Annotated in this window: 15 protein-coding genes; 4 read left to right on the top strand and 11 right to left on the bottom strand. The window is 45.2% G+C overall.

The window, feature by feature from the left end; translation table 11 throughout:
* Positions 1–90: 90 nt before the first annotated feature.
* Complete coding sequence (locus J4N37_RS19110; protein WP_252043123.1) at positions 91–2,109, bottom strand: alkyl/aryl-sulfatase; 2,019 nt, start codon at positions 2,107–2,109, stop codon at positions 91–93.
* Between the two features lie 120 nt (positions 2,110–2,229).
* On the opposite strand from J4N37_RS19110, the gene J4N37_RS19115 reads away from it, so the two are divergent.
* Positions 2,230–3,135, top strand: coding sequence for a LysR family transcriptional regulator (locus tag J4N37_RS19115; protein WP_252043125.1), 906 nt, complete (start codon positions 2,230–2,232; stop codon positions 3,133–3,135).
* A 98-nt stretch (positions 3,136–3,233) separates the two neighbouring features.
* Here the strand turns inward: J4N37_RS19115 and J4N37_RS19120 are convergent, their stop codons facing one another.
* From J4N37_RS19120 to J4N37_RS19135, 4 genes are all read right to left on the bottom strand, one after another.
* A complete protein-coding gene (locus tag J4N37_RS19120) occupies positions 3,234–3,623 on the bottom strand; it encodes a cytochrome b562 (RefSeq protein ID WP_010450937.1) in 390 nt (129 codons plus the stop codon).
* Between the two features lie 100 nt (positions 3,624–3,723).
* Positions 3,724–4,476, bottom strand: coding sequence for a phosphatase (locus J4N37_RS19125; protein ID WP_252043282.1), 753 nt, complete (start codon positions 4,474–4,476; stop codon positions 3,724–3,726).
* Between the two features lie 87 nt (positions 4,477–4,563).
* Positions 4,564–5,004, bottom strand: coding sequence for an SRPBCC family protein (locus J4N37_RS19130; protein WP_038882910.1), 441 nt, complete (start codon positions 5,002–5,004; stop codon positions 4,564–4,566).
* 108 nt (positions 5,005–5,112) lie between these two features.
* Positions 5,113–6,036 carry a DMT family transporter gene (locus J4N37_RS19135; protein ID WP_252043126.1) on the bottom strand — a complete coding sequence of 308 codons (924 nt, stop codon included), beginning with the start codon at positions 6,034–6,036 and terminating at the stop codon, positions 5,113–5,115.
* Between the two features lie 145 nt (positions 6,037–6,181).
* Here J4N37_RS19135 and J4N37_RS19140 point away from each other — a divergent pair, with 145 nt between their 5' ends.
* From J4N37_RS19140 to J4N37_RS19150, 3 genes are all read left to right on the top strand, one after another.
* Positions 6,182–7,078, top strand: a complete 897-nt coding sequence (locus J4N37_RS19140) for a LysR substrate-binding domain-containing protein (RefSeq protein ID WP_038882911.1) — start codon at positions 6,182–6,184, stop codon at positions 7,076–7,078.
* A gap of 367 nt (positions 7,079–7,445) precedes the next feature.
* Complete coding sequence (locus J4N37_RS19145; RefSeq protein WP_252043127.1) at positions 7,446–8,501, top strand: S1 family peptidase; 1,056 nt, start codon at positions 7,446–7,448, stop codon at positions 8,499–8,501.
* 115 nt (positions 8,502–8,616) lie between these two features.
* The gene (locus tag J4N37_RS19150; protein ID WP_252043128.1) at positions 8,617–10,815 is read left to right on the top strand and encodes an EAL domain-containing protein; all 2,199 of its coding nucleotides are present in this window, start codon (positions 8,617–8,619) and stop codon (positions 10,813–10,815) included.
* Positions 10,816–10,846: 31 nt separating this feature from the next.
* Here the strand turns inward: J4N37_RS19150 and fliJ are convergent, their stop codons facing one another.
* The 6 genes from fliJ to fliE are packed head-to-tail and all read right to left on the bottom strand — an operon-like array spanning position 10,847 to position 16,511.
* On the bottom strand, positions 10,847–11,287 hold the full coding sequence (gene fliJ, locus J4N37_RS19155) for a flagellar export protein FliJ (RefSeq protein ID WP_252043129.1): 441 nt from the start codon (positions 11,285–11,287) through the stop codon (positions 10,847–10,849).
* Positions 11,288–11,297: 10 nt separating this feature from the next.
* Positions 11,298–12,632: a flagellar protein export ATPase FliI gene (gene fliI, locus J4N37_RS19160; RefSeq protein ID WP_373417617.1), complete on the bottom strand. Its 1,335-nt coding sequence runs from the start codon at positions 12,630–12,632 to the stop codon at positions 11,298–11,300.
* A 4-nt stretch (positions 12,633–12,636) separates the two neighbouring features.
* A complete protein-coding gene (gene fliH, locus J4N37_RS19165) occupies positions 12,637–13,365 on the bottom strand; it encodes a flagellar assembly protein FliH (protein ID WP_033009374.1) in 729 nt (242 codons plus the stop codon).
* A gap of 40 nt (positions 13,366–13,405) precedes the next feature.
* On the bottom strand, positions 13,406–14,425 hold the full coding sequence (locus J4N37_RS19170; RefSeq protein WP_010450918.1) for a flagellar motor switch protein FliG: 1,020 nt from the start codon (positions 14,423–14,425) through the stop codon (positions 13,406–13,408).
* Positions 14,388–16,148 (bottom strand): flagellar basal-body MS-ring/collar protein FliF, encoded by a 1,761-nt coding sequence (fliF, locus tag J4N37_RS19175; RefSeq protein ID WP_252043130.1) that lies wholly within the window; start codon positions 16,146–16,148, stop codon positions 14,388–14,390. The genes J4N37_RS19170 and fliF overlap by 38 nt, the downstream gene beginning before the upstream one ends.
* Positions 16,149–16,151: 3 nt before the next feature.
* A complete protein-coding gene (gene fliE / locus J4N37_RS19180; RefSeq protein ID WP_010450913.1) occupies positions 16,152–16,511 on the bottom strand; it encodes a flagellar hook-basal body complex protein FliE in 360 nt (119 codons plus the stop codon).
* Between the last annotated feature and the right edge of the window lie 11 nt (positions 16,512–16,522).

Below are 16,522 nucleotides of genomic sequence, written 5' to 3' on the forward strand. Positions count from 1 at the left end.
TTCACAGGTTTTCATGCAAGTAATTATGGAATAGAAACCAAAAAGCCTCAGTGGAAAACACCGAGGCTTTGTTAGTCTAAGATCAATTACTTAATTCGCAGGCATTGGTAGGATTTCAAACATCCCATCAAAGTCATCTAATGTGCTCACGAGTTGAGTAACTAGTTTGGCATTGCCTGTTAACTTCGCCTCACCAGACTTCAATAGGTCATCAAGCGTTGCTTGCCCGAGTACCATCGCCGTCATATCCGCTTTGCTGATTTGCAACGTGACATCTGTAGTTGGCAGTTCATCTACTTGGATGTTCGCCATATTAGAATTAGAAACTTCGCCAAAGTAAGACTCATTTAAGTCTGGGTGGTGAATACCAAAGCTAAAGTCTAATTCCGCCTGCTCTGCTTTTTCCGCATTTAGTCGAACCGCAAGGAAATCCAAGAACATGCCCGTTGGGGTATTTGCGATAACATCTGGAGATGCGAGTTTAATCGATGGCTGAATGTCTCCAGTACGAAGCTCGACCGCCCCTTGCAGGTAAGAGTTACGCCAAGCCATGGTTTCAGACTGGTAGCCTTGCTGCTCGAAGCTATCCGCTAATGCAAAACGGTAGTCGATATTGCTTGGGTCACACTGAACCAGATCATTGAACAGTTGTGATGCCTCTTGGTACTCGCCTTTTTTAAAGTGCGTTTGCCCTGCTTTGAATAAGGTATCCGCACCTGCTGCATCTACGTAAACACACGACTTCGCTTTGGTTTGCAGTGGGTTGGTGTTTACTGGGTTCATGTCATGGTAACCAAGGTACAAGTTCACTACTGCGCGAGCATTGTGGCTGTAGGAGCCGTGATAGCCATTGGTGTGCCAAGTGTCTTTTTGAGATTGTGGGACGATTTTTTCAATCTCACGCCCAACATCATGAATAGTGACACCATGGTTTGCTAAACGCATCGCTTGGTTGTGGATAAATCCATAGTTGTCACGTTGTAGCGTCATGTAATCCGAAATTTCGTTGGTTTCTGTCTTGGCATCATTCCACACTGGTGCAGAGTGAGCAGCATGAATGTTATCAACCAAGCCACTATCAACGTAACGCAACTTAAGCTCTGTCAGATACTTAGTCCAAGCCAACGCATCACGCACTTTTGCTCCACGGAAGGTATAGATATTGTGCATACCGTCATAGGTCAGTTCCGCGGTGTTCAGTGATCGATACTCTGGAATATAAAGGACGATTTCTGCTGGCGCTTCAGCCCCTGGCATATTGATCGCGTGGAACTCTAGTCCATCGATGGTGACGACTTTTTCACGCTCTTCAATTTCCTGTGTCGGAGCAACCAAGGTGACTTCACCTCGAGAAGTGCCGAGACCAAGTGCGTTATCGACGATGCCCTGAGTGTTGTTATCCAACGTGGTTCCGTATTGATAGTTTGCACGGCGCCCCATTGCAGCACCCGCAATCACGTTTTCATCCGCGAGTTCTTTGATAAAGTCATTGGGTGCATAGATTGGTGCACCTTCAACAAAGTCTCCCGACTCAAAAATACCGCGAGAACCACCAAAATGATCCGCATGCATGTGCGAGTAAATCATACCCGTAATTTTATGTTCGCCATTGATCTTTGGCAGATGCATTTTAGCAAATGCCCATGACGCGGCAGCCGCTTCTTTTGACAGCAAAGGATCGTGAATAACGTAACCATTGTCAGTGCGATAGATGGTCATGTTAGACAAGTCTGCACCACGGATCTGATATACCCCATCCGTTACTTGATACAAACCACCAGCGGCGTAGTTCAACATGCCTTGACGCCAAATCGATGGATTCACCGACGCTGGTAATTGCTCCACACTCATCTCTGACATGTATTCAAAGCGATTTTTCAGATCGCCTGCTTCGTGAGTGCCAAACTCGGCAATGAGCCCTTTCTTTGTACGTTCAAATGCACTGACGTCTTGCCAAGGTAGATCTTTCGCTAGCGTCGCATTTGCACGCTGAGTATGCTCCGTTGCAGGCTTACCTTGGTAAGTATCTAAGCTGGCGTAATCCGCTGTTGCAGAAAAAGAAACGAACAGTGCAAGTGAAATCGCTGAGGGTGCAAAACGGTTTGTCATAGTGAGCCTCGTGGTGTCTCGTTATTGGATATGCGTTCACTTTATTTCGTTGACACATCAAAATACATGCATGAAACTTTATTTAAAACATCACCATTTGTTATGTATTGAGAAAAGCTTGTGCAACCATCCAATATCGATCTTAATCTCCTTCGAGTGTTTATCGCGGTTTATCAACACCGTTCAATCACGGTTGCGGCGGATACCATGGGTTTAACCCAGCCAGGGGTCAGTGGCGTGTTGAAACGACTGCAAAAGCAGCTAGGCGTACAACTCTTCGTTCGCTCAGGGCGAGGCATAGAGCCTACGCATCAGGCTCACGAGTTAGCCCGTCAAGTTGAGCCAGCACTGAATCAAATCCGAAATGCATTGGAAGGAATAGAAAGCTTTTCCACTGAGAACTCCCGTCGTTTTGTGGTTTATACCTCCGAGCCAGTGATGTTAATGCTGCTTCCTAGGATTGAAGCAGATAACACGCTCGGTAACGTTGAGATAGAATTGCACCCGACGCTGTCCAGTGAAACAAAGCTGATCAATAACCTCAATCAACAGAAAGCAGACTTGGCGATCGATTTCGCTCATTACTCTGCTCCTTCCTTTTTCTCTGAATTCTTTTTAAATGATGAGATCTGTCTGATTGCCAGAAAAGGTCACCCAAGGATTCAGCAAAAGCTGTCACTTGAGCAGTTCTATCGCGAAAAGCACGTCACACTAAAACTTCGTCGCGAAGACGCCTATCTCGCGGACTTGTTTACCGAGGAGTCGATAGAAGAGCGTAAAGTCGCAGCAGAATGTGACTCTTTGGTGTCGCAGATGACGATGATCTCGAACAGTGATTGCTTAGCGGCAACCGTCAAAAGTATCGCCAATCAATTTGCCGAACGGCTGGACTTACAAGTGCTGGATGCGCCTTTCACCAATATCCCTATCAAATATCGACTGCTTTCACATAACCGAATGAAGCACAGCCCTGCAAATATTTGGCTGAGAGATAAGCTCAGGTCGTATTTCGCGGCAGAGTCTTAGAGATAGAGAATCAAATAGAGATAAAGAGTCAAAGGCAGAAAAAAGCCCGCCGAAGTGGCAGGCTGATATCGTATTCCTTCAAGTAACTCAGTGAGCGATTAGCCGAACAGCTTGCTCCAAATGCTTGGGTTACGCTTGTCGTGATACTCTTCACGTAGGCTATCGATTTCACGCAGTTGATCTTGCGCTTCTTGTAGCTTGCCCGCATCAAGATCTGCTTCAATCTTGTCTAGCGTTACCGTCAACTTATTGAAGCCTTCTAGATAGAGATCGAACTTCTCTGGCGGGTAGTTACCGCGCTTAGATTGCTCGACGATCGCTTGTAAGCTATCAATGGCAGATTTCATGGTTTCTACATCAGACGCTTCTGCCGCCTGTTTGAAATCCATCTTCATCTGCTTCATGTTTTGTTTTAAATCGACGGCTTCTGCCATTGCGTATGTTGAGCCCAACGCAATAACACACCCCAATACTAAAGGACGTAACATCTTCACTTCTCCATTGAATACCGAATTCTGAGTCGGCTTTTTAATGCGAGCAGTGTAAAGCAATCCCTTAACACTTGCATAACCAAAAATGTAATCAAGTTTATGCGTTGCGAATCTCGTCATACTCTACAATTGGCTTGCGACCGCGCAGCTCTAGGAAGGATAAGAATTGTTGTGCTGAGTGAGTGATAACCTTGCTGCTGTCGATGCCGACTCTGTCCATTAAATCACCTACTAAGCTCAGGTTACCCACATCATGACAGAAGTGTGCGTCACTGCCGGTAGTAAAAAACACACCCAACTCTTTACCGATTTGCGCAATCTCGTGGCAACGGTCCACACTGCCAACACGGCTATTGCCTTTCAGTGTGGTGTTGTTGATTTCAATCGCGACGTTGTGCTCTTTCGCGCACTTCAAGACCGCTTCGAAGTCGAAGTCAAAGTTTGGGTTCCCCAGATGACCGAGGGCATCAACGCGACCATTTTTGATGATATTCAAAAGCGCTTCAGTGTGTGTAGCCTTATTAGCAGGGTGGAACACAGGCTCATGAAAGCTTGCGATAACCCAATCTAGATTGCGATCAACACTCGGTGGAATATCAATTTCACCTTCCGTATTAAGGATGTTAGATTCAACTCCACGGATGATAGCAACCCCTTCAAGAAAACGAGGCAGAATTTTCTGGTTAGAGAAAAACCAGTAATGAGGCGCACCCGGCATGGATTCAGCGTGATCGGTCGTACAGAACATATCAAGCCCGTTCTCTTGTGCCGACTTCGCGTTTTCAATCAACGTACTATAAGCGTGGCCGCTAGCGTACGTATGCGTGTGGGTATCAACCTTAAATTCCATCATCAACTCTCTTGGTGCGCAAATTGGAGGCTATTGTATACCCACAACTCACCTGTCGTCAGCCCAATCTTAGCTTGCAACCTCACCTTACTCTTCACTGATGGTTTTGATCAAAGGCAGAGCCTTCTCCCAGCCGTGGTTGAACATTGACACAAAATCACTGTGAGTGTGAATGGTTATACTCAACAACAAGCGATCATCCAACGTATCGATCTGATAGATCTCTCGCGATCCGATCCACTTGGACGCTAAGTCTCCATCCAATTGCTGCCGATTATCTGGGTTAAAAATGGCAACATGATGAAACTCCAGTTTTTGTAACGGCTGTACCGTGTCAATTATCGCTCTCGTTCCACCCATATCTGGATCAAAAAAAGTCATGTCACAACCTTCTTCCCATGCGCCATCAAATTGAGACTGAGGCGAAAAGGCTTGCGCCCATCGTTTGTATAGTTCGACATCGGTCAGCACGCTCCATACGCGCTGAGGTGTCGCAGTAATCTCGACGTGATAGTTTAAAGTCAGCATGTTTTCTCTCCCTGCATCTTTCTTGACGCTAGCTCATTCTGATTAAAAATCAAACAGGCACTGACGTTTACACTTCATTTGTCACAGCTTGCTAGGCTAAACCTATCCTTAAGGTGTTTTAGGTCGCAGTAAACCTATACGGCGTGCCGAGAACCTAATCCAGCAGGTATTCATTACCGTCGCTAGGACAATTAAACTGATGCCCATAACCTGACTATCACTCATTTGGTCTTCAAAGAACGCCCATTGCCATATTGCTGTAAACAGTAAGTTAGTGAATATAAGTGGAGCGAGCTGTGAACCACTACTTGCAAGTTGGTAAGCTTTAGAACGAAATACTTGCGTATTAATAATAAGTAACGACATCAGAAATACGAGCAACGTATTGGGCGTTTCAAAAGTGCTTATCGACATTGAGCTCATCAACATGCTGGCGTCGTTCACCACGACCAGTGGCAAGATAAACAGAGCTGCTGCGCCAAAGGTCCAAAAGTTGATTTCAAGCGGTGATAAGCCGCTCTTACTTGCTTTGTAGAGCGTCAGTTGAGAACCAGAGTTAAACAGCCCACCAGCTAATCCCAACAGCAAATCGATACGCCATGTAAACTCGCCATCCGAACCAGCCAATAAAATCACACCTGAAAACGCCATAACGAGCGCTACGATGGTCGACATTCGAATCTGACCACGCATAAACAGCTTCTCGACGATTGGCATAAACAGTGGCCCAGTCGCAAATAGCACGACACCTTCAACCAGAGTCAGCGTTTGCAGCGACGCGATAAAACACAACTGACACATTGCGATGAAAAGAGCACGAAGCAAAATCGGCTTAATGGTTCCTACAGTAGGCAAAGTAAGATTCTTAAAGCGCAATATGACCAACAAAATGAGAGCCGGAGTGAAGAAGCGGAGGAAACTGAACATGGTCACGGATAAATCGTTACTGAGCTGCTTTGCTAACAGTCCTGTAACAGATAAACTTAATGTCGACATTAACATGAAGGTGACAGGTTTATTTTCTTCTTTCATTAGATACTCCTTAATTCACGGAGTATTTTAAGAAAGTAAACAAATGAGAAATAGCGAGTAATTTTAAACTTACTTGTAAGAAAAACTTACAGATTTAAATTATCCAGATACGATCCACCCCATCAAAAGAGAGAGTAATAGCAGCATGCGCAAGTTAGTACCGCTAAAATCCATCTACGCATTTGTCGCCGTAGCGGAGACAGGTAGCATGACAGAAGCCGCCCATTTACTCTCGGTTAGCCATTCTGCGGTCAGCCAGGCCATCAAATCCTTAGAGAGTCAGGTCAACAAACCTCTGTTTGACCGCATCGGTCGCCAAGTCATACTCAACAATGACGGCAAGAAATACTATCGAAAAGTCTCACCAGCTCTTGAGCAAATCGTCGATGCGACAGAGGCTTTGATTCACGATCAAAACTCCATGCGAATTACGCTCAACATGGTTAATTCGCTCGCCTTGCATTGGTGGATACCTCGCATGTCGAGCTTACAAGATTACGCCCCCCAGTTGGATATTCGTTTGTCGAACCTAGTTGGGCAGTTTAGCTTGGAGCAAGAAGGGATTGATGTCGCTGTCGTACATGGCAGCCCAGAAGAGTGGCAAGATTACTACTGTGAAATGCTCAGCGAAGATGAGTTAGTGCTAGTGTGCAGCCCTGAACTGTTAGAGCAATCAGAAAGTCGTGACATCCGCCACCTTTTGTCGGCTTACCCTATCATCGAGGTGACGAATGATCGTCGCAAGCGTGATTGGCAAGTTTGGCAAGAGGAAACTGGACTTCAACGCCCAACTAACATCAAACCGATGACCTTTAATATGTCGATTCAAGCAGTTCAAGCCACGACAAGACGTTTAGGATTGCTAGTAACACACCGATTGTTTGTTAAAGACGACATCAAGTATGGACAATTAATTGAGCTAGGAGAGCCAGTCGTAAACCCTTATCAAAAATTCTATTTTGTCTGTCCTCCCCATAAACTTAAGCTAGAGTCGATGCATCAACTAAGAGCATGGCTAAAAAAAGAGCTTAACGCTCAGTGAGAACTGGTTAAAAGCTAAAAATAGAAAGAACATAACTTAACATCACTGCATATATACCCAAGTGACTTCAAGATGCAGGATTCAGAGCGTTGTCATTGACTCGAGTGCAAGGAAAACAACGCAGCGTAATAGCCAGCTCTTTCCAAGTTGTTTGACGCAGCAATCGGGGCAATGACACGCTCCCAAAGGGCCCTCTTTGCAAAGAGTAAGAGACTTGGCTTGTATACTTTGTTGTCGATTCTTGATTTAGACCCACTAGACCTTTAAATCGCCGCCGCGTCTACAAACCAAGTCATTCTCGCTGAACCTAGCATCTCGAGGTTACTTGGGTATACTAATTAATGAAGATAACAACAGGGGAACATGCATGAAGTTATCACCAGTTATCGTTGCAAATATCTCTTTACTGCTCGGGCTACAAGTCTTTGCCTCCGAGGTAACAGTCAAAACAGCAAACAACCAGCCAGGGCTGTCAACAGCCGTGATCAATGGAGAGAGGATCACTCCGAATCAAGCCCCTTTCTTCGCTCGACTCATACTTCACAGACAAGGTTCAAATACTTTTGCTGACGTTTGCGGTGGTACCATCGTCAATGACCGATACATTATGACTGCGGCACATTGCGTTGGCGGAGATGTCTTTTCTAACGGCTGGTCAGAAGATGACCTACGAGTCTTAGTCAAAAACCCCTCAGGCTCAGATGTGTATGTCCAAGAATTCAAAGATGTAAAAACAATAACGCAGCACCCAGACTACGATGAATCCGATTTATGGATTAATGATATTGCCATTCTCGAACTCAGTTACCCTATTACTGACAATGTTCAATCGATTACCTTGCCACAAGACTTCGGCGATTACAGTGCACAAAGCGTTTACCAAATCTTTGGCCTTGGTCAAACATCATCAAATGATACGTCTGGCGCAGATTACTTGCTCACAGCCGATGTTCGCCCATTGACAGACATCCAGTGCGCAAGCCTTGTCTCTGGATACCATAGCCAAGAAACCCTTTGCGCTAACGGCTTTCCAAACAAACCCTACACCGGTATTTGCCGTGGCGACTCTGGAGGGCCTCTGACTTACCTAGATAGCGATGGAAGTTATCAGCAAATTGGCATTGTTAGTTATGGTTCTTCTGTATGTGAATCTCCATCCATCCCGAGTGTGTTTACCGAGGTATTGAACTATACAACTTGGATTGAACGACTTACTAGTAGTGGAACAAAAACTGCCTATGATGCTTCAAAGGCTGCCTCTGAGGATTACTACAGCGAAGGTGACTCAGGATTTGAACCGCAAGATACGGTCGTGACAGAAACAGATTCAGTAGGAAGCAGTGGTGGTGGCCTCTCCCCATTTTTGTTTATTTTCCTGCTCCCTTTCAGCTACCTACGCCGACGTTGTGAACGTCTAATTTGATATTGATACTTTTCACAGAAAACGTGAAGTAACCCTATACATACTATGGATTTTCATTATTTGGAAATCACAAAACTTGCTATGATGCGTAGTAAATCGTTTGCAGAGTAATGAGATGAGCATCAATACTTCAAAATACGGAGTATTTTCTTACGTTATATTATCGCTTTCTATTGTGTCGATGATATTCGTCAGCTTTGGGTTATCTTCTCTTTTCGTTTTAGAACAAGACAATTTCCAAATCATCTCTATCGTTGGCGCTACGGCGTTAGTTAGCTTTCTTCGCTATAGGTCAAAAGCGATACCCAGCGTTGTGCTTGGGTTGTTCTTTTATTACTGGCTAACAGGGAGAGGAGTTCAATTCAGTGCAACTTATAGTCTGCTCCTTCCCATTGTTCCATTTGTAACCGCATGGTTGTTTCATACCTATAATGATAGAGCACTAGATAAACCCGCTTCCACTAAGCTAAGCGTGTTTTTCTTAACGGCCGGATGTTTTTACCCACTGGCTAATACAATGATGATGTTGATAGTTAGTGGTGTAATAGGAAGCAATTATTTTGACACCCACTTCCTCGTCTATGCAACATTAGGTGGATACCTGACACAGCTACTTGTCACGCCAACCCTATACGTTGCAACGTGTTTGCTAACTGGTACTGATCAACAACGCTTTATTGCCTTAGACCGAAGCTTACGTCACTCCAGCAACACGGATAAGCGCTATCTTTTTTGGCTATTTGGCAGTATCGGTTTGCTGAGTTTAGCAGCGTATGCACCGAGCTCCTTCCTACTCAATACGGTGAGTTTTTGCGTAATTCTTATTGTAATCTCCGGTTTGTCTCGCCATGGCATTATTCAGCCATTAGTAATTGGATCATTTGCAACATTACTCATCATCTACGACGCCATACATGCATTCAACGCTGGTCCGTACAATCAAGAAAAGTTGCTGGGATTAATGATCATTGTTTCCGTACTCGTTACCCTAGCCTACCTGCTTGCTGGCTATTCCATCAAATACTATGAAATGTCTCAAATGCAGATTCAAGCGGAGCGGATAGACCCCTATACTGAGTTATACAATATTGCTCAGCTAAAAGAAGACGTATTTACCCAGTCACAATCTGTCTTGATCTACTTAGATCTCACTTCAACTCTTTCAATGCTGACAGGGTTAGGACATGAAGGAAAATCTCAACTTATTAAGCAACTTAGTGATTATTTAAGTTCGAGAAATGAAGGGATTAACCGCTGCTACCGCCCCCCTTTTTCAACGGGAGTCATTAGTTTTACTGAAATGTCAGAGGGCATACATGGTGAGCTCTATGAAGTTTCTCGGCATCTGGAAAAATTCCAGTTTTATTGGCAAGGGACATCAGTATCTTTAGTTAACCCTGTCTTGCACTGCGCTCGTATCTATCCAACCATGGACATAGAAAAAGTTGCCTCGGTACTTTGCGACCAAAGAGCGGGATACGATGAAACCATACATTGGGTCACACTAACCTCTGCGCATTCAGATCGAGTCGACAAACTGAACTACATCCAACAAATATTCAAAAATGATCAATTCGAACTCTACTGTCAGCCATATAAGACTCTGTCACCTACAGCCAATACACCAACTAGCTTTGAGGTTTTATTGAGGGTAATAAACTCGGATGGTTCAATACTTGCTCCTGCCGATTTTTTTCCTTTGATTAACCAATTTGGCTTGGAAACTCAACTCGATCGATGGGTAATTGACCATACGTTTCTAATGCTTGATGCTCACGTAGAAGATTGGACCCAAATCGATTACTGCTCAATCAACTTAACCGCTAAAACACTTGGTGTACCAAACTTAGCCGAGCAAATAATCTCCAAGGCAGCGCAGTTGAAGATTCCTTTAGAGAAAGTCTGTTTCGAAATCATCGAATCATCAGCATTAAGCAATGAGCAACAAGCGATAGAAACACTAACGACACTGCGAGAGGTGGGCTGCAAAATTGCCATCGATGACTTCGGTACTGGATATGCAAGTTTTGAGTATTTAAGAAGACTGCCACTTGATGTACTAAAAATAGACGGAGCATTTGTTAAAAACCTACCTTACAATGAAACCGACCGATTGATCGTAAGCTCGATTTGCACTGTAGCGCGCGAGATGAAACTTCAGACAGTTGCAGAATTTGTCGAAAGTGAAGCCCACATTCAGATCTTATCTGAATTAGGAATCAACTATGCACAAGGTTATGGTATTGCGAAGCCAATGCCATTGGTTACTTGTTTAAAAGGTATGGCAAAAAAGGGAGTAAAGACCGTGGCGTAAATACGCTTTAGTATGGCTCGATCTCACTAAACTAAAGTATCTTCCTCTTCAATCGTGAGTTAATAATATCCTCTATGAGCTTTTGTTCTTTCTTCGCTTTCTCATAGTTTTGTTTGGCTCGCCAGCGTTCCAGTACTTTCTCTAGCCCCTGAACGCGAGCGTGTTTGTGTTCCAATTGCTTTTGAACTGAGGTGCAACGGGCTTGCATTACTGCTTGCTCATGCTCGTGATGCTGCAACATTTTTTGCAGCATCTGATCAACTCGATTTAAGTTCATCAACGTCGCACTGTTCAATGTTGGCGCCATCAATGCCGATTGTCCCGCGTGATTTTTTAGCGCAGAAAGCTGCTGCAGTTGTGTTTGCAAATGAACATGCTGCTGACGCATCTGGTCAAGTTGCTGCCCAACGCGATCACGCTGCTTTTCTTCCATCAGTTGTAGTTTACCGACCGCTTTTAATTTTGCTTCCACAACTTAGCCCTCATTGTGCCTGAAACAATTGAGCAAGCTCGGTCAAGCTCGTTGGGTAATCAACGGATTCAGTGGCTGACTGTTGCAAATAGCTTCTCAATTGAGGATAAATAGCCACCGAGCGATCGAGCTCTGGATCTTGACCTGGCTGGTAACCACCTAAAGGCAGCAGTTCTTTGACTTGAAGGTAACTCGAGTAAAGTTGCCTAAACTGATTGGCAATTGTGCTATGAGCCTCTTGCGTACACGCAGTCATGCATCGACTAATTGATGCGTTGATATCAATCGCTGGATAGTGTCCTTGCTCGGCTAATTGACGTGACAACACCACATGACCATCAAGGATGGCTCGAGCAGAGTCGACCACGGGATCCTGTTGATCATCGCCTTCCGCCAATACCGTATAAATAGCCGTCAAACTACCGTGTGGGTTTTCACTGTTACCCGCTCTTTCAAGTAGTTGCGGGAGTACACTAAAAACAGAAGGTGGATAGCCACGTGAAGCTGGTGGTTCCCCCAAAGACAGTGCAATCTCACGTTGTGCCATGGCGTAGCGAGTCAAAGAATCCATTAACAACAGAACATCTTTACCTTGGTCACGAAAATACTCTGCCACACGATGACATAGTAAGGTGGCTCTTAATCTCATCAAAGGGGATTCATCCGCTGGAGCAGCAATAATGATCGCTTTCTGACGAGCTTCAGGTGTTAGGTTTCTTTCTACAAACTCTCTCACTTCTCGACCACGTTCACCAATCAAGCCAACAACAATGACATCAGCTTCTGTATTTTGGGTAATCATTCCCATTAAAACACTTTTACCGACACCACTTCCGGCCATTAAGCCGATACGTTGCCCCTTCCCAACAGTAAGCAAACCATTTATCGCCCTCACTCCAACATTTAGTGGTGTATCAACTGGACGGCGTTTCAGTGGGTTAATCTGCTTTGGTTCGAGAGAGACTCGCTCTCCTCCTTTCAGCACTGGACCATCATCAAGCGCTTCACCAAGGCCGTTAACCACTCGACCTAGCCAGTTACTGCTTAACTGTACGGTACTATCACCATCAAGCGGGATAACTTTTGCGCCTGCAAACAGACCACCTAAACGGCGAATCGGCATTAAATACGCAACGGTATGATCAAACCCGACAACTTGGGCTTCAATCATATCGCCTTCATCCGTCTCGACGAGGCAACGCTGCTCCAATTTGAATCGGCACCCTACGGCTTGCAGCATTAAACCATTCACTTTGACCAGTCGCCCAGTCACTCTCGCAACAGGGATAGAATCGAGTGACGCGATCGCATCACTCATGCGTTCGCTTAATAGGCCTCGTGGCATTGCATTACTCATCAATACCTTCAACTTGAGGCAGTGCCACCTCTTCTAAAAGGTGTTGCTTTACGTTGTCCATACAAGCTTCTAACCGAGAGTCACAACTTGCATCGGCCTCTGCATCATCAGTAACTAAATGGCATCCACCGGTCTGCAGTTCTGGGTTTGCGACAAGTTTCCAGCTCGCTGGTAGGTCAGCATTTATTTGAGTAATTCGTTCAAGATCTTGCGGGTTCAGGTGAACCGTCACTGTCTCATGCTTACCTGGCATAGCTCCTAGGGTTTCGTCGACCAGAGCTAGAATTTGCTGTGGCATCAACGTCAATTCTGCACGAATAACTTGCTGAGCTACTTTTTGTACCAATTCACAAATCATATGACGCTGCTGCTGCTCTTTTTCTGCTTGCCAACGTGCCAAAGCTTGGTATAGCTCATTGACTGGCTTTGCGGCTTCACTGAACATTTGCTTGCCAGATTGCTCCCCTGATACAAACCCTTTCTGAAAGCCCTCTTTTTGCCCTTCAAGTACGCCTTGTTGCTGGCCTTGTTCCACACCTTGACGAAAACCTTCGTCATGGCCTTGTTGTAAGCCTTGTTGAAAACCGGCCTCTAAACGCTGTTGAAGATCGACTTGGGTGTCTTGCCACTCATTGTCTAATCCCAAGTTTTCATCAATAAGATTTGGTTGAGCCAATGGTGGAAAGCGATGAACGCGATACGCAGAAGATGGTAAACGCATTTTTTTAGAAACGAGTACGTTGTTAAAATCAGCCATAGCTTTACTCCACTGTAGGCTCTTCGTACAAGATCAAATCAATCTCACCAGCTTCGCTCAGTTCACGGACCAACTCCATGATGTCTTGACGAGCGCGCTCGACACTACTCAAGCCTACAGCACCACGTACCTGCATATCATCTTCTAACGCCTTAACCATGCGCTGAGGCATAGAACGCTTGATAGCTTGTTGTAAGGTAATTTCTGCACCTTTCAATGCAACAGCCCACAGTTCCATTGGCACCTGTTGCACCAGAAGGTCCATGGTTTCTTCTTTCTGACGCCCCAGCACCATGAAGTCGAACATATTTTGCTCAATCTCTCGAACAACTTCTTCATCATGAAGCTTCAGCATTTCCATCAACGAAGCACGATCTCCTTCGAAGCGGTTTATGATATCGGCAACCTGCTTCACACCCGACATTGGCGCGCTCTGACTGGTCGATACCTGCTCGATACAGCGCTCGATAAGGTCATTAAGATCGGCCGCTACCTGATGGTCGATATCCTGTAATCGAGCAATGCGAAAGAGCAGCTCATCATGATAATCTTCCGGTAGATGTTTCAACACTGCAGAAGAACTGTCTGCGGGTAAGTAAGCAAGAAAAATAGCCTGCATCTGCGGGTGTTCATTAGCAATAAAACGGGCTAAAACTTCTGCATCTACCCATTGCAAACGTTGCATATTGTTTCGAATCTCATCGCCATACAGGTTATTCAGCAGCCCTTTCGCTAAGTCATTACCAAGTGCTTTACGCAACGTGTTCGAAAGATATTCTTTAGAAGCACCACGAATACCACTATGCTCGCGAAAATCTTCAAAGAAATGCTGGATAATTCCGTGTGCAGAATCACTCTTAATGCCGCTTAACCGAGCCATTGCTCTGGTCACTCGTTGGGTTTCATCACGACTGAAGTGCTGCAATACTTTAGCTGCAGCGTCCTCACCCATACCTAACAAGACAAGAGCCGTCTGCTCTACATGACTAAGCGTCTGCTTTTGCTTCGACTGTGCTGTGTTCATTCACGTTTACCCATTGTTTTAGTACTTCCGCTACACGTTCTGGCTCTTCATTTGCGATGAGCTGTAGATGTTTCAATTGAATTTCAAGCGGCGAACCCGGAGGCGGTAACATATCGCTGTTCACGTCTAAGCCAGACGACACCGCGATACCTTTTTCTGACAAACGTCGGTTGAGTGTTTCTTCACGTTCACGCTCTTCTCGAGTTTGAACATTGTCATAAACCGGCTCTTCTTGTGGCTCCGCAAAATCAAGCTCTTGATCTCTTCTATCGACACCCGTTAGATGCATAATCAGAGGACGCAGCACGAAGAAAATCATCGCCATACCCAGCATGCCACCAATAACATAGCGGATCGGCTGCTGGACTGTCGGATCTTGCCACCACGGTAGTGCCAACGGCGCATCAATATCGATTGGGGTAAAGTTAAAGCTCATTAGGCTTAAGCTGTCCCCTCTATTTTCTGTAATACCGACAGCGTCCATAACCATGGTCGTGATTTGTGCTTTCTCTGCGTCTGTCCAAGCAGTGCCATTTGGAGCTGCTTGAGAGTTTAGAAGAACAGAGACACTCAATTTCTCAATTTGACCTTGTTGGTACTGAGTACGACGCACGCTACTGCCCACCGCGTATTGGCGGTTGATCTCGGAGCGAGCATTGGTATTTTGGCTATCTTCTGTATTTGGCTTATCCCCTGTCACTGGAGGTTGGTTACTCAGAGACCCAGGAACACCCAGCGCAATCTGATCAATGGAATTATTTTGAATCGTATGTTCATTGCGTACAACTGGCGTGCTATCCAATATCTCTTGAGTTTCCTCTACCTGGCTGAAGTTCATATCAGCGGCAACTTGAACTCGGAAGTTACTTGGCCCGACTATCGGTGTAAGCATGTCAGACGCTCGTTGAATGATTTGCTTCTCGACGTTCTTTTGGTATTCCAAGTACTTTGCATTAACTTTACCCGCCTCTAGCGAAGCTACATCAGCACTTAGTAATCGTCCGTATTGGTCAATAACAGAAACAAACTCAGGCTTCATCGCCGTCACACTACCCACGATCAAGTTGATAATGGCTTCAACTTGCTCAGGTTTTAAATCCTCACCTGGTTTCAGTTCTAACATCACGGATGCTGACGGATTCTCAGTATTCTGACGTACAAATAGTGTCTGACGAGGAATAGCCAAATGCACACGAGCATTTGATACTGCATTCAGTGACATGATAGTGCGTACTAACTCACCCTCTAATCCATGTCGGTAGCGCGCCGTTTCCATGAACTGGCTAGTGCCTAAAGAACTGTCTTCTTTTAGAGAGTCCAAACCGGTCGGAAGTTTCGCTTTTACGCCCTTTGCCGCGAGCAACATTCGGATGCGGGCAACATCACCTTCAGGTACGAGTACTTGCCCATTTTGTTCTTGCATACGGTAGCTGATCCCTTCCGTTTCCAAAACAGAAATAATCTCACCGATATCAAAACGCTCTTGTTGGCTGTAGAGAGGCCTAAAGCTCTGTGAAGAACTCCAGAGTGCAACAACAATAATGGCAGCCACGATTGCGGCCAATACCGCAGAAAGTACCAAATTACGTTGGCTACTAGACCACAGTTTTTTGAGTTTAAAAGAGATGTCATCCATCCCTTTTAAAGTGCTAGTTTGAGGGGTTGTACTCAAAGAAGGTTGAATGGTGGCGTTGCCTGCCACTTGAGTCGATAGTTCAGACATTCTCTACACCGGCATCTTCATAATATCTTCAAATGACATAACTACTTTGTTACGTACTTGCATTAACGCATTGAACGACAGACTGGCTTTTTGACTTGCAATCATCGCCCCAGTCAAATCATCACTTTGCCCTGTTTCAACTGCTGTCATTTTCTGACTCGCAACGGACTGATGTTGATTCACCGTATCGAGAACACTCGTCATTGCTTGAGAAAAAGACATAGGTGCATTCAATTCTTTAACGTCAAGTGGATTCGCGCTGACAACAAATTCAGGTGACTGAACTTGAGTACGCATAACTTCCATCTTGGAGAGCATGAGTTGCTCCGCTGATACCGCATTGTTTAGTGGTTGACTAGCCATCATCTCTCTCC

The sequence above is a fragment of the Vibrio sp. SCSIO 43153 genome, assembly GCF_023716625.1.
Taxonomy (GTDB): Bacteria; Pseudomonadota; Gammaproteobacteria; order Enterobacterales; family Vibrionaceae; genus Vibrio; species Vibrio rotiferianus.

Bases quoted from the DNA above. Each gene is read 5' to 3' on its own strand.
- J4N37_RS19110 (WP_252043123.1), bottom strand. From the start codon at position 2,109: ATGACAAACCGTTTTGCACCCTCAGCGATTTCACTTGCACTGTTCGTT.
- J4N37_RS19120 (WP_010450937.1), bottom strand. From the start codon at position 3,623: ATGTTACGTCCTTTAGTATTGGGGTGTGTTATTGCGTTGGGCTCAACA.
- J4N37_RS19125 (WP_252043282.1), bottom strand. From the start codon at position 4,476: ATGGAATTTAAGGTTGATACCCACACGCATACGTACGCTAGCGGCCAC.
- J4N37_RS19130 (WP_038882910.1), bottom strand. From the start codon at position 5,004: ATGCTGACTTTAAACTATCACGTCGAGATTACTGCGACACCTCAGCGC.
- J4N37_RS19135 (WP_252043126.1), bottom strand. From the start codon at position 6,036: ATGAAAGAAGAAAATAAACCTGTCACCTTCATGTTAATGTCGACATTA.
- J4N37_RS19140 (WP_038882911.1), top strand. From the start codon at position 6,182: ATGCGCAAGTTAGTACCGCTAAAATCCATCTACGCATTTGTCGCCGTA.
- J4N37_RS19145 (WP_252043127.1), top strand. From the start codon at position 7,446: ATGAAGTTATCACCAGTTATCGTTGCAAATATCTCTTTACTGCTCGGG.
- J4N37_RS19150 (WP_252043128.1), top strand. From the start codon at position 8,617: ATGAGCATCAATACTTCAAAATACGGAGTATTTTCTTACGTTATATTA.
- fliI (WP_373417617.1), bottom strand. From the start codon at position 12,632: ATGCCACGAGGCCTATTAAGCGAACGCATGAGTGATGCGATCGCGTCA.
- fliH (WP_033009374.1), bottom strand. From the start codon at position 13,365: ATGCGTTTACCATCTTCTGCGTATCGCGTTCATCGCTTTCCACCATTG.
- J4N37_RS19170 (WP_010450918.1), bottom strand. From the start codon at position 14,425: ATGAACACAGCACAGTCGAAGCAAAAGCAGACGCTTAGTCATGTAGAG.
- fliF (WP_252043130.1), bottom strand. From the start codon at position 16,148: ATGTCTGAACTATCGACTCAAGTGGCAGGCAACGCCACCATTCAACCT.
- fliE (WP_010450913.1), bottom strand. From the start codon at position 16,511: ATGGCTAGTCAACCACTAAACAATGCGGTATCAGCGGAGCAACTCATG.